Source organism: Psychrobacter sp. VH5, from assembly GCF_050572635.1.
Classification (GTDB): Bacteria; Pseudomonadota; Gammaproteobacteria; order Pseudomonadales; family Moraxellaceae; genus Psychrobacter; species Psychrobacter celer.
The window spans coordinates 1,943,977-1,957,068 of sequence record NZ_CP192145.1 but is presented as its reverse complement, the minus strand read 5'-3'; the positions used below and the strand labels follow the sequence as shown (position 1 = coordinate 1,957,068).

General features: G+C 47.5%; 10 protein-coding genes. 7 read left to right on the top strand and 3 right to left on the bottom strand.

What is annotated here, in order from left to right; genetic code table 11:
* Positions 1-55: 55 nt before the first annotated feature.
* Positions 56-1,225, bottom strand: a complete 1,170-nt coding sequence (locus ACNFVB_RS08230; RefSeq protein ID WP_430737161.1) for an outer membrane protein assembly factor BamD — start codon at positions 1,223-1,225, stop codon at positions 56-58.
* Between the two features lie 716 nt (positions 1,226-1,941).
* Between ACNFVB_RS08230 and ACNFVB_RS08225 the strand changes: the two genes are divergently transcribed.
* From ACNFVB_RS08225 to ACNFVB_RS08210, 4 genes are all read left to right on the top strand, one after another.
* On the top strand, positions 1,942-3,018 hold the full coding sequence (locus ACNFVB_RS08225) for an RNA-guided endonuclease InsQ/TnpB family protein (protein ID WP_430737160.1): 1,077 nt from the start codon (positions 1,942-1,944) through the stop codon (positions 3,016-3,018).
* 156 nt (positions 3,019-3,174) lie between these two features.
* Complete coding sequence (locus ACNFVB_RS08220) at positions 3,175-4,416, top strand: RluA family pseudouridine synthase (protein ID WP_430737159.1); 1,242 nt, start codon at positions 3,175-3,177, stop codon at positions 4,414-4,416.
* A 60-nt stretch (positions 4,417-4,476) separates the two neighbouring features.
* On the top strand, positions 4,477-5,433 hold the full coding sequence (locus tag ACNFVB_RS08215) for a polyphenol oxidase family protein (RefSeq protein ID WP_430737158.1): 957 nt from the start codon (positions 4,477-4,479) through the stop codon (positions 5,431-5,433).
* A gap of 82 nt (positions 5,434-5,515) precedes the next feature.
* Positions 5,516-6,133: a flavodoxin family protein gene (locus ACNFVB_RS08210; RefSeq protein ID WP_198336077.1), complete on the top strand. Its 618-nt coding sequence runs from the start codon at positions 5,516-5,518 to the stop codon at positions 6,131-6,133.
* 677 nt (positions 6,134-6,810) lie between these two features.
* On the opposite strand, the gene ACNFVB_RS08205 is transcribed toward ACNFVB_RS08210, so the two are convergent.
* Positions 6,811-6,945: a hypothetical protein gene (locus tag ACNFVB_RS08205; RefSeq protein WP_265089355.1), complete on the bottom strand. Its 135-nt coding sequence runs from the start codon at positions 6,943-6,945 to the stop codon at positions 6,811-6,813.
* Between the two features lie 626 nt (positions 6,946-7,571).
* On the opposite strand from ACNFVB_RS08205, the gene ACNFVB_RS08200 reads away from it, so the two are divergent.
* From ACNFVB_RS08200 to ACNFVB_RS08190, 3 genes are all read left to right on the top strand, one after another.
* Entirely contained in the window at positions 7,572-9,026 is a 1,455-nt protein-coding gene (locus ACNFVB_RS08200) for a c-type cytochrome (protein WP_430737157.1), read from the top strand.
* A gap of 240 nt (positions 9,027-9,266) precedes the next feature.
* Positions 9,267-10,868, top strand: coding sequence for a flavin monoamine oxidase family protein (locus ACNFVB_RS08195; protein WP_105246059.1), 1,602 nt, complete (start codon positions 9,267-9,269; stop codon positions 10,866-10,868).
* 30 nt (positions 10,869-10,898) lie between these two features.
* Positions 10,899-11,552, top strand: a complete 654-nt coding sequence (locus ACNFVB_RS08190; protein WP_430737156.1) for a c-type cytochrome — start codon at positions 10,899-10,901, stop codon at positions 11,550-11,552.
* A 112-nt stretch (positions 11,553-11,664) separates the two neighbouring features.
* Here ACNFVB_RS08190 and ACNFVB_RS08185 read toward each other — a convergent pair whose 3' ends face one another.
* Entirely contained in the window at positions 11,665-13,002 is a 1,338-nt protein-coding gene (locus tag ACNFVB_RS08185; protein WP_430737155.1) for a translocation protein TolB, read from the bottom strand.
* Positions 13,003-13,092 lie beyond the last annotated feature (90 nt).

Below are 13,092 nucleotides of genomic sequence, written 5' to 3'. Positions count from 1 at the left end.
CAACAATGTGTTGACCTTATTTTATGATGTCAGAAACTGTGGGCTAAAAAACCGCCTATTCTACGGGTGTCGTACGGCGTACCGGATTGGTGTTTTGCGGATCGACGTTTGCTTCTCTGGCGGTAGAGCTTGTACTGGCTTGATCGGTCACGCGCTCCGTTTCAGCTTCAGGCAAGCCCAGACCTATATTGATACCGCGATTACGGGTAGGCGCGCTGCTAGTCGATGCGCTGCTTGGCGCTGTATTGGTATTTGCTGTGTTGTTCGCGGGCAATCTGAGCTGCTGAGCATTGCGCACTATTTGGGTTTTGGTTGCGCCATTGTACTCACCTGTCGCCACCGAGGTGTCTTTCATGCCTGAGCGTCCAAGCTGACCAAAGGTAAACTTATTGAACCAGCTACGGTCGCGTTTGGTACTTAGCTTCACGCGGCCATCACGGGTCAGCCACGTGGGGTAGTTGATCTGCAACAGCGTCTTATATTCACTTGCCAAGTCCGTCATGCCAAGCTTGTCATAGCTATAAGCAAGGACAGCGATGGCTTCTGGGATAGATTCGCTGAGTGGGTAGTATTGAAACACCCATTTTGCACGGTTGGCTGCTGCCACATAGGCTTCGCGCTCGATATACCATCTGGCTGCACTCATCTCACTTTCGGCAAATTGATTATAAATAAACGTCATGCGCTGCGCAGCATCTGGCGTATATGGGCTGTTTGGGTATTTGTTGATAAGCTCTTGAAAATTGGCAAAGGCCAGACGGAAGTAGGCTGTATCACGTTCGGCTTGATTGAGCTTAAACAGTTTAAGGCCCTCAGATGAGCCTTGCATATTGGCAACGCCGCGCACATAGTAAGCGTAACTGACCTGTGGGTTAGAAGGATATAGACGAATAAACTGCTCAGCACTGGCCGCCGCCATCTCATATTTGCCGCTTTCGTATTGGGCATACATCATATCGAGCAGCGCTTGCTCTGCATACTGACCGGTGGGATAAAAAGTGCGCAAATTGGTCAAGTCTTCGATCGCTTGGGTATAGCGTCCTTTATCAATCTGAGTAATCGCATCGTTATAGTAAGCTTGCTCGGATTTCTCTGCCGTTTCTACCGCGTCGACGTCTTTGCCGCCAGTCAGATTTTTAAAGGTCTGACAGCCCACAAGGTTTACGCTCAGCGCCAGTAGGGTGATTGAGGACAGTTTGATAAACGTATTGCCAACAGCTTGCATACTTTTTCTCCGACACAGGACGCATAATAGTAGCGGCGCTACCATGCTATATAAAAGGTTAATAATAAAAAACGATGCTTAGGCACCGGCTCATGGTCTGTTATTGAGCATGCCAATATCAAAAGACAGCCCCATAGCATACAGCAAAATATGGCTTACTTTATATAATAACTTGTGCTTCGTCTATGGTTTATCTTTATGCCCATCACCATACATGCCATATTTTGGCGGCTGCGTGCTTGTGCTGCGCCTGCTCGACACTGACAATATAGCAGACCCTCGATGATTTTTGCAGTTTAGCATGAGCGGCCTTAGCGAGCGATAAGCAATGCCCCTGACGATGACAAATATACAGTAAATTACAGCCATGTTATATTTCAGAGAGTTAAGCGATATTACTGACTGACCTATGAGGCGCAAAATCTGACAGATACTGTACTGCATCTATAGGGCTTAGGCGCTGAGCATGATACACTATGATGATATTGTTTTTGCTTTTTTTTGTGAGGGCAGTGCTTTGGTGATAGTCGATACACTTTAAAAATGACATATTATTTTGAACAAATGATAGCCTGTAACAAGCAGTTAATATAGGGTTTTATCAACCAGCGCCATAAAACCATATCCTTCTAGGGCGTGAATATCAGGCATCAGTCGTTGTCACCTAAGATTGAACATGCCTTGATAACCAAACGCATTGAGATCATAATTAATCCATGAAAACGCTCAAACTACGCATCAAAGACAAACACGCCACTCAGCTCAATATCTTGGCTGGGTCGGTTAATTTTGTCTGGAATTACGTCAATGAGCTTAGTTTTAAACATCTTAAGCGCACAGGTCAATTCTTTTCAGCCTATGACTTGGCCGCTTATACCAAAGGCAGTGGCGAGTATTTAAACTTGCACAGCCAAACCCTACAAGCCATCTCTGAAACCCATGCCAAGGCTCGTAAACAGTTTAACAAAGCCAAACTCAACTGGCGTACCAATAATCCTAAAGCCAAGAGAAGAAGCTTGGGCTGGATTCCCTTTAAAAAAACAGCCATTAAGCATATCAGTACGCACCAAAGTGGTAAAAAGTCTTTAAAAAGCACCCTGCAATTTAGCTTAGCTAACCGTCAAAAGCTAACCATTGATTTGTGGGACAGTTATAACCTAGCCCTGTACAGCATCAACACGTGCGAATTAGTACAAGACAATCGCAGCCATTGGTATGCCTGTATCACCGTCAAAGATTTTCCAAAGATTAAGTGCGGTACTGGCCAAGTCGGTATTGACCTAGGCTGTAAGGATTCAGCGGTCAGTAGTAATGGCGATGTTCTAACCACTAAGCTAACCCATCAATATGCTGAAAAACTGGCCATTGCCCAACGTGCTAAAAACAAAAAGCGAGTTAAGGCGATACACGCCAAGATTAAAAATACCCGTCAAGATCTGATCCATAAATTCACATCAAAGCTTGTTAAGGCCAACAACTTAATCGTTGTTGGAAAGATTAAATCAACATCATTCACTTCATCCAAACTGGCCAAATCCGTCTATGACGCAGGTTGGTTTGAAATTAAGCGGCAACTGGACTACAAATGCGCGAACGCAGGTTGCCACTATATCGAAGTCAATGAAACGTACAGCACCCAAACCTGCTCGTGTTGCGGCTCCCGCCAAGACAGTCCGAAAGGTAGATCAGGTCTTGGTATAAGAGAATGGTTTTGTCGTTCTTGTAAAACGACCCATAACAGAGATGTTAATGGAGCAAAAAACATTCTCGTGGTCGGGCTTGGCCGTCTTTAGTAGGAATCCCCGCTCCTTTAGGGAGGGGAGGAAGTCAACAGGATATCTGAGCCAAAGTATGTCCACAGTAAACAAAGAGAGCAGATAAAGACCGCCTGACAAAATCGACTTATTGGCCCATGTCAGCGGTATGACCATATGATGAATGATGATGCTATGACAAACCCTTCCACCCATCCAATATCGAATCACTCGCTCATGACTGATTCAACAGCGCAAGAGTCACCAAACCCGATGCCAAATGATGTTTTGAATGATAGTAAGCCAACTGATGACACGCAGATGACACTCAATGAGCCGCTACATGATAGTGTAGCAGCAGAGGAGGCCGCGCCCGAAGATAGCGAGATATTCGCGTATGAAGAGAGTGATGACAGCGACGAAGGTGATGTCATTGACGATAGTGAGGATGATGATGCGCCAGCCGCTGACCAAGCCGTGGTGAATGTGATCCATACTGTCACAGAAGACGAGGCTGGTCTGCGTATTGATAAGCTGGCTTCGCAAGTCTTTACGGATTTTTCGCGAGTGCAACTACAAGGCTGGATCAGTGATGGTAGCCTGCTACACAATGGCCAAGTCCAAAAACCCAAAGTACGTGTCAAAGCTGAAGATGTGCTGCATCTGTCCACGACTTTGCAGCAGCACAGCGAAGATCAACCAGAGAATATCGCCATCGATGTCGTCTACGAAGACGATGATGTGCTGGTGATTGACAAGCCTGTCGGTATGGTCGTCCACCCTGGCGCGGGCAATCAGACGGGCACCTTGGTCAATGCGTTACTGTATCATTATCCGCAGCAGCACCATCTGCCGCGTGCAGGTCTGGTGCACCGTATCGATAAAGACACCTCAGGGCTACTACTGATAGGAAAAACCAAACCCGCTCAAATGGCCTTGATGGAACAGTTAAAAGACAAGTCTGTCTATCGTCATTATCAGTGCGTAGTCGCAGGAGATGCGGCAAGCCTGCTACGTCATCGCCGTATCGATGCGCCAATCGGTCGCCACCGTAATCAGCGTACAAAAATGACTGTGATGACAGCAGGGCGTGAGGCGGTAACTCATTTGTTAGAGGTGACCCCGCTGAATGAAAACTATTGTCTATTAGACGTCGGTTTGGAGACGGGTCGTACTCACCAAATACGTGTGCATTTGAGCCATATTACTTATCCGATAGTTGGTGACCGTGTCTATGGCGGGCGTCGTCAATTACGCGCAGGTTTAAGCGATGCCCAGCGTCAAGCGATTAGCAGCTTTCCGCGTCAGGCGTTGCACGCCTATGCGTTAGGGTTTGTCCATCCGACCACAGGCGAGGATATCGAAGTCACCACACCGCTACCAGAAGACATGCAAACGCTTATTTCGGTATTAAGTGATGGTTACGATGACGAGTAACCGTCATACTATTGTTAACGCGAGCTATCGTTAACGCGTGCTAAGAGACAGGAAGCTGCTATGACAAAAAACCTGCCAATGACAGTGCTGGCACACATTGATGATGTGGTGGTCTTTCAAACGGCCGCTTGTCTTGAGACAGATACAGATATTAGTAGTGATTTATATCAAAGCCAGCAATCAACCGCTCAGGCAAACTACGGTGCGCTGAATTTAGGCCTGCATGTCAATGACCATGCAGTTAGGGTACTAGGCAACCGCATGCGCGTATTGGCGGCCATCAACGAGCAGCTCAGGCCAGTTGACGCCTTAGCGACTGACCGCGCCCAAGGCCGCTATATTAAGCGTTTGCATTGGGTCAATCAGGTTCATGGCAAGCATATTTATGATGTCGATGCTTGTCCGCTAAGTATGCAGCCCGCGGCAGCGGACGCCATGGTCAGTCAACAAGCAGGGTTAGGGCTGGCTATCATGACCGCTGACTGTGTGCCTGCGGTACTGTACCAACCCGCCAGTGGTCAGATTGCTGCGATTCATGCTGGTTGGCAAGGGCTGGCGGGCGGTGTCATTCCAGCGGCGGTGCAGCGCTTTACGCAGGCGGGAGACATTCAGGCGTGGATAGGGGTGTGTATCAGCCAAGCCAACTACGAAGTAGACAGCCGCGTGCGAGACAAGCTACTGGCAGGATGCCGAGACAATCAGGCATTACCTGCGCATACCCTAAGCAGTACGGAGCGTTTTGATCAGTTGTATGTGGCTCCGTCAGCGGCGCATCAAACCACCAATTCTGCTGCCTGTAAAGATAAGATCACACTAGATTTGCCTAAGATAGCCGCCGACCAGCTCAGCCATGCGGGCGTGAACCTAGCAAACAAAGCGCCGATTAGCTGCAGCTATGCCGACTCGCACTATTATTCTTATCGTCGGCAAACCCACTTGCAGCAGCCTGCGACTGGGCGGATGGCACTGATTATCGTGCGTGGCGCTGTGAGCCATACGGGCGGCGAGATGTCATAGACGATACGCCGTTTGATTGGTCACTGATTTGGCCTTTATTTATTTTCGTTTTTTTATTTTTATTTATCATTATAGAGTTTGTATGAACACATCAACCGAAGCCTCTGCATCAGCTGCCGCTCCCCAAAGCCCGCCTAACGTAACGATGGCGGTTATTTATCATAGTAACTATGGTCATACCAAGCGCGTCGCAGAAGCGATCGTACAAGGTGCGCGTACTCAGTTGCCCGCCGATCAGGCACGCGCGATTGATGTGCACGACATCGATTGGGCGTTTGTCGATCAGGCAGATTTGTTGGTATTTGGCAGTGCAGTCTATATGGGCAGTGTCACCGCTGAGTTCAAAACTTTTATGGACGAGACCTCAAAGCGCTGGTACCACCGAAAATGGGAGGGCAAATGGGCTGCCGCTTTTGCCAATTCAGGCGGTTTAAGCGGGGATAAGCTCGCAGTCTTACAGCAGATATCCTTGTATGCGATGCAGCATGGTATGAACTGGATTGGCTTGCCGCTAATGCCAACGGGGCACGAAGCGACAGACCTCAACCGTTTGTCGAGCTTTTTGGGCTTGATGACCCAGTCGCTTGATGGGCCGCCTGAAACGACGCCAGGACCTGGCGATATCGATACCGCGATTTGGTTTGGCAACCATTTGGCTAAGACCATTATCAAACATCAGCCAGCCGATAGTAGACCCTAGTATCAGCTTTGCCATATCATATGGCCGTTTATTTCATATAGTCGATTTATTCTAAAGGTGACAGGGCGCTACTGGTATAAGTTTTATGTACGTGCTGCTCCCACAGAGGCGGCGCATCCTACATTTCTAACAATGTTGTTTTAAGCTGATTATGTCGGTTTGAGCATCAGTGATTAGGGCGTGTTGAACATTCAACCATGGCACTGACAGAGACTATTTTTTAGACGATTCGAAGGTAAAAATAGTAAGTTTAGTCGTTCTAAGCGTCTATTTTTACCAATGAAGCGGCAAAAAAGAGTCCTGTCCCTACGGCTGATGCTAAAATTGCGCCATACTGCGTTGCAAATCTAGCTAAGGCATTTGCATTATCGTCGCTTTGCGCCTTGTCTGGAACAATTTTAGCGATCAGCAGTGCCTATTTGTGAATATTCAACACGCCCCATTCTCTCTTAACTTAAATATAGTTAATTTACTTTAAAACCGATACAGTGCAGCTGGTATGAATTTTGCGCCGCATTTGTCAGCGTAGACACAGCAAGCAAGGAAAATTTGTACCAGTTGCACGTGCATATGAGTGTATCGATTTTATTTCGAACTGACTATAGTATCCAAAAAGCAGACAGCCAATGTTGTCTGCTTTTTTTGTTTTATACCCAATCGACTATAGAGAGAGGTTTTTATTTGGCTTCATGAACGTGAGCGTGCAGAGTGGTAGGCACAGAGGTGACAGGAATAGGACTTTCGACAAACTGAAACGACTGGCAGCCTGATAGCAGCATCATCGTGCTCAATAAAGCAAATAGTGACTTCATAATAAAATCTCAAAAAGGGCCCTGCCAACTACAAACAAGTCGGCGCAAATCATATAAACATAGAAAAATATAAGTAAGCGATATTACTGTATGACAGCTCTGATAGGCGATACAGCATTCAGCAATGTATCTATTATGTACAGTAAAGGCAGGCTAAAGTAAAAAATAACGCCAGTGTTTTAGTATTATACAAGATTATGGCGCGTTTTAATAAAATATAAAAATGAATGTTTAAGGTAAACCATTGTTTTTGATTGTTATATTTTTAAACTATTCTATAAAATATGCTTTTGTATATTATTAAAAATATAAGCGAGTCGGCTCAGGTGGTTTTTTAACTTTTGTAAAAAAATGGGGGTAATAAGTTACTACGCAAGCAATAGCAGAAAAATAGTTTTACATTAGTAAGGGAGTAGAGAGTATCGAGTAACCATTTATAACGCTGATTTAGACCAGAGATTAATCAGTAAAATCAGTAAAAGATGAAAATAAGCGCAATATACTGGAAAAATGGATTTTTAAGATACGTCAGGAAGCCAATATTAAAAGATAACAATAATGAAAACATCTTAGTGAATTAAAAATATCAAATCATTAAAACTAGATGCCAGCTATAAGAGGATATTATGAAGCCATTTTCTATGATGTTATCGATGCTCGTCATCGGTATGACCTCTGGTACCGTCATGGCGCAAGGCAGTAACGTTGCCGATGCCACCCTACCAAATGCCAGCTTGCCCAATGTCAGCCCCGCCAATAGCGAGCTGGTCAATCGCGGCGCTTATATCGCACGGGCGGCTGACTGTATGGCCTGTCACGGCGAGGACTATACAGGCGGGACCGCCATAGAGACTCCCATGGGGGATATTTACTCTACCAATATCACCCCCTCAAAACGTTATGGCATCGGTGATTATACCGAAAAAGACCTAAAAAATGCTTTGCAAAAAGGCCGTACTCCTACGCATATGCTTTATCCTGCCATGCCATATCCCTCTTATCATGGTATGAAGGACGAAGATATCAAGGCACTATTTGCGTATTTACAAACGGTGCCCGCTGTCGATGAAGCGCCCAAACAAAAGACTGATTTGCCGTTTCCCTTTAATATCCGTGCCCTAATGCTGGGCTGGAACTTCTTAAACGTGCCATCGACCGAAAACCGTGAAGGCCTGAGCCCAACGCAGCAGCGCGGTGAGTATTTGGTCAATAATCTCGAGCATTGCGGTACTTGTCATACGCCGCGTAACAGTACCATGGGGTTTGATAAAGAAAAATACCTATCTGGTGCCCAGCTCGGGCATTGGTATGCACCCAATATCACCCCTGACGAGTCAAGCGGTATCGGCAGTTGGAGTGAGCAGGATATCGTCACCTATCTACGGACAGGGGAGCTGGATCAGCGGGCGTATGCTGGCGGTCCGATGGGCGAGGCCGTGACTCATAGTACGCAATACCTCACGCACGAAGATTTAAGCGCGATCGCCTCTTATCTAAAAGCCATCCCAGCGGTGCAGACAGATGACAAAGTATCAGCTGTCGATGTGGCACGCTTGCCAACCCCTATCAATGACTCAATCACTCATGACCTTTTGGCACAAAAAGACTATCTGGCTCAGGCCAAAGCAAATGCGGGCAATAGCAGTAATTCGCCTGAGTCTTTGTACCTAGCGACATGTGGTAGCTGCCATGGTGTCAATGGTTATGGTCAACCGGATGCCCAGTATTCTCCTATCGTCGGTCTGAGCAGTATTCGCCGTGACAACCCTGACGCGCTTGTCAATATCATCTTGCATGGGGTAGTCGGCAGCACCAATACCTCACCGATTATGCCTGGGTTTGCCGACCAGCTCGATAGTGAACAAATTGCCAGTATCGCCAATTATGTGCGCGTAAACTTCGGCGGACTGACAGACAGCGACGTCAGTGCTGCTGATGTCGAACGTATTGCGTCAGCAGGGAATGAGCAGCCGTTTTTAATAAAATACGCAGGTTTGCTGGCGATTATTGGCATCATCGTAGCGATTTTGCTCATCATCTTCATAATACGAGCCATCATGCGCAAAAGACGCCAGTCGTAACCTTGCTGTCTTTTGTCATAGATGCCACTAAGTAACGCCAGACTATTTAGCAAAACCAATCACAAATAATAATAGGGCAGACGGCCGCGCACACGTTGAGTATCGCATAGTAGCATCATCAGTCTGCTACCAAGCTGATAGCTTTATAGGAAAATAGCCTATCAATACTCAAACTGGCGGTGCCACACAGAGCAAAAAAACACAAGCGAACCGTCATGCACCAACTTTAAGGATATGATTATGAAAGACATGCTCCAATCCCCAACACGGCGCCAATTGCTCTCCATGATCGGTAAAACAGCCGGAGCAACGGCGATGTATCAGGCGATGACCACGCTAGGGTTTGCCTCTGAGTCGACATTTCAAGAGTCCATGGAGCTTGAAGGGGCACCTCCGGGCGCTAGTATTATCGTCCTTGGGGCAGGCTTGGGTGGTCTGACGGCCGCTTATGAGCTGCGTCAGGCAGGCTATAATGTCAAGGTTTTGGAGTTTCAAAACCGCGGCGGCGGGCGTAGCTGGACACTAAATAGCGGAGATAGATATACCGAGCTTGGCGGTGCGGAAGTGACATGCGACTTTGAAGAAGGCAATTATTTTAATGGTGGGCCTTGGCGATTACCGAGCCATCATTATGCAGTGTTTCATTACTGCAAAAAATTTGGCGTAGAAATGCAGCCGTTTATCCAAACCAATGATCGAGCTTATTTGCATCGGACCAATCACTTCGGCGGTGTCCCTCAGCGCCTAGGGGATGTCAAAAACGATATTCAAGGCAATATCGCAGAGCTGATGTCCAAGGTGGTCAACGTCGGCGGCCTGGATCGCTCAGTCAATACCGAAGATAAAGAAAAGCTACTAGAGGGCTTAAAAGGTTGGGGCGTGCTGGACAAAGACTATCGTTATCGCGCGAGCAATGCCACCAGCAAACACCGCGGTTATAGCGTCTTGCCAGGCGGCGGGCTTATGCCGACAGAGACACCCTCAAAACCATTACCGATGAGTGAGATACTAGACTCAGGCATGTGGTCTGATATTTATAGCAATCATATGACGTATGCGCATCAGCCCACAATGTTTCAGCCAGTAGGTGGCATGGGTAAGATAGGCGATGCCTTTACGCGTGAGTGCCGCGATATGATCGAATTTAATGCCAAGGTCACTAAGATTCACCAAGATGAGACGGGCGTGACGGTCAGCTATGTAGATAGCAACAACCCAGAAGGGACGGTGAAGACGGTACGGGCGGACTGGTGTGTCTGCAATATTCCTCTGACCGTTTTGACCCAGCTTGATATCAATGTCTCAAAGCCTATGAAGCAGGCGATGGCGGCGGTGCCTTATGATACTTCTTATAAAGTCGGCCTAGAATTTAAGCGCCGTTTTTGGGAAGAGGATGAGTGGATCTATGGCGGCTTAACCTATACCAATATGCCAATTACCCAAATCGCTTATCCCTCTGAGGATATGTTTAAGGACGGTACAGGCGTTTTATTAGGGGCGTATGGTTTTGGCGCTACTTCTTATAAGTTTAATACCCTAACGCCGCAGGAGCGTATCAACGTCGCACTGGCTTATGGTAAGTACATCCACCCACAGTATCCCAAAGAGTTTCGTGCTGGGACATCAGTGGTCTGGCATCGCATTCCGTGGACTTTGGGCTGTTATGGTATCTGGAGCGAATCTAGCCGCAAACAGCACTACGATACGCTGTGCAGCATAGACAATCGTATCGTCTTAACTGGCGAGCATTGCTCTCATATACCAGCATGGCAAGAAGGCGCTATTTTATCTGGCATAGACGCCGCCAATCGCCTGCATAAAAAAGCAAAAATGCTTGGTTAATATTGATAACAATAAAATTCAGAGGCTATCATGGACAATGCAATCGTAAAAAAAACAATCAGGGAGAATACAACATCAAAAATGCTGCCTGTGATGTTGCTGAGTGTGATGAGTGGCGCGGTGGTAATGGGCTGTAGCCAGCAAGCAGATGATGTGGAGACGGTGGCCAGTGTACAAGAAGCTGACCTTGCTCCAGATTATCAAGCCAGCCGTAATACGGGCAGTTGGGGCGGTGTCTATATGAGTCGCGACGAGCTAAAAGCCCCGAAAATCAACGTCGTCGATGACAGCTCGTTGCCAAGTATGGCGCAAGATGCCAGCCTTAGCAAATGGGAGGCAAAGTTTGAGGGCACCAATGCTTTTGTCACCACCGATGGCAAAAAGCTATACCACGACTCCTGTGCAGGCTGTCATATGCACGAAGGTCAAGGCGCGTACGGGGCAGGGTATTATCCGCCGCTGGCGAACAACAGCAAGATGCAGTCAAAATATTATATTATCGATATCTTGATTAATGGCTTTCGCGGTATGCCGTCTTTTCATATGATGATGGACGATGAGCAAATGGCTGCTGTCACGCAATATGTGGTCAGCGATCTTAATGGGTTTACCGATACGGTGACCGCCGCCGATGTTGCCAAATTAAGACACGCCAATCCACCAGGCCATGATCCAAGCGAGTAGCTCGCTGGCATACAAAAACGCCTGATTAACTATCAGGCGTTTTTTGTGGATGCTGTAGTCGCCAAGATAAAGTCGCTGTATCGTTTTTATATCGGATTGATGATATGAGAGTCTATTGTGGGCTGGCTGACCAAACGGGCGAGCGTATCACGCCTTGACCAGACTTGCCAAAGGACTCACCGCCATTTAGGGACTTGATGATTAGCACTCCTTTGCCACCTTGGGTAGCGGCATATACCACACGCTTACCATTTGGCGAAAAGCTTGGCGCTTCATCGATGCCCGTATTGCCTAAATTAGCTGTTACCGCGCCATTGCTATTCATCACCGCTGCGGCTCGCCCACTCAAAAAGGCGATCTGCGTGCCATCATGACTGAACTGCGGACTGGTGGCGTAGCTACTGTTTGAGACTTTGGTCGTGCGCCCTGAGCCAAACTCATAGCGATAAATCTGCGGCTTATTAAAGCCTGCACGGTCACTGACAAACACAAACGATTTGCCATCTGGAGCGTAGCTTGGCTGTACCTCGCTGCTTGGCCAGTTGGTCAGTCTTTTGGGCTGGCCGCCGCTGGTACTCATCTCATAGATATGCGCGCTGCCTTCAAAACTGCTAGAAAACAGTATCTTGCTACCATCGGGCGAAAACGACGGGCTAAGATTGCTGCCTTTAAATGGAGTAAGTGCGCTGGCACCGCCGCCACTCACGTTTTGGATATAAATCACTGGATAAGACTGGTCGCGTTGGATAGCATAGGCGATACGGTTGCCATCAGGAGACCAAGCAGGCGAGAAGATAGAGCCTGCCACTTCGGTAATGGTCTTGGCGTTTTCGCCATCGGCATCCATCACTTTTAGGCGTGAGACTTTTTGTTTGCCGGTGCCGACTTCTTCGATATAGGCGATGCGTCCTGAGAAGTCGCCTGGCGTACCGGTGATCAGCTCATACACCTTATCAGCGATGACGTGACCGGCATAGCGCATGCTGTCTTTGTTATTGTCAGCGCTGAGGCTTTGCTTGCCTTGTAGCACCCGACCTGATTTGACATCGATGACCTCATACTCTGTGATGACTTTACCGCGATTGCTGCGAGTACTGCCCACCACCAAATAAGGAATACCCATGCTTTGCCAGACCGGCAAGCTACCTGCCAGCTCGCTGCTACTATGCGGCTGCTGCGGCAAGTCTTTGCTGGTGACTTTTAGCTCTGTTTTGCTCAAGTCATTGAGAATAATCGGCGATAGCACCGAGTCTCCTGCAAAGGGTACAAACGCGACTTGGTTTTGTTGTCTTGGCGCAACCACCGTGACATCGATCTCCATAGGCGCAGCAGTAGCAGAATATAAAGGAGCAAACAGCAATGGCGTAACCAATAGCGAAGCCGAAGCGAGGTTTAACGCGGAGAAAGTGGTGATCTTTGAGGTTGGTAGCTTTAAAGATAATGGTTTCATAGGTGAATACCCTAAGTTAAAAATTTTAAAATAATCGGCGGTATGAGATAAACGTCAGAAAGCTCTAATGTCGCCCTCTTTGACACTAGC

Coding starts and splice junctions, on each gene's coding strand:
- ACNFVB_RS08220 (WP_430737159.1), top strand. CDS start 3,175: ATGACAAACCCTTCCACCCATCCAATATCGAATCACTCGCTCATGACT.
- ACNFVB_RS08215 (WP_430737158.1), top strand. CDS start 4,477: ATGACAAAAAACCTGCCAATGACAGTGCTGGCACACATTGATGATGTG.
- ACNFVB_RS08205 (WP_265089355.1), bottom strand. CDS start 6,945: ATGAAGTCACTATTTGCTTTATTGAGCACGATGATGCTGCTATCAGGC.
- ACNFVB_RS08190 (WP_430737156.1), top strand. CDS start 10,899: ATGGACAATGCAATCGTAAAAAAAACAATCAGGGAGAATACAACATCA.
- ACNFVB_RS08210 (WP_198336077.1), top strand. CDS start 5,516: ATGAACACATCAACCGAAGCCTCTGCATCAGCTGCCGCTCCCCAAAGC.
- ACNFVB_RS08200 (WP_430737157.1), top strand. CDS start 7,572: ATGAAGCCATTTTCTATGATGTTATCGATGCTCGTCATCGGTATGACC.
- ACNFVB_RS08185 (WP_430737155.1), bottom strand. CDS start 13,002: ATGAAACCATTATCTTTAAAGCTACCAACCTCAAAGATCACCACTTTC.
- ACNFVB_RS08225 (WP_430737160.1), top strand. CDS start 1,942: ATGAAAACGCTCAAACTACGCATCAAAGACAAACACGCCACTCAGCTC.
- ACNFVB_RS08230 (WP_430737161.1), bottom strand. CDS start 1,225: ATGCAAGCTGTTGGCAATACGTTTATCAAACTGTCCTCAATCACCCTA.
- ACNFVB_RS08195 (WP_105246059.1), top strand. CDS start 9,267: ATGAAAGACATGCTCCAATCCCCAACACGGCGCCAATTGCTCTCCATG.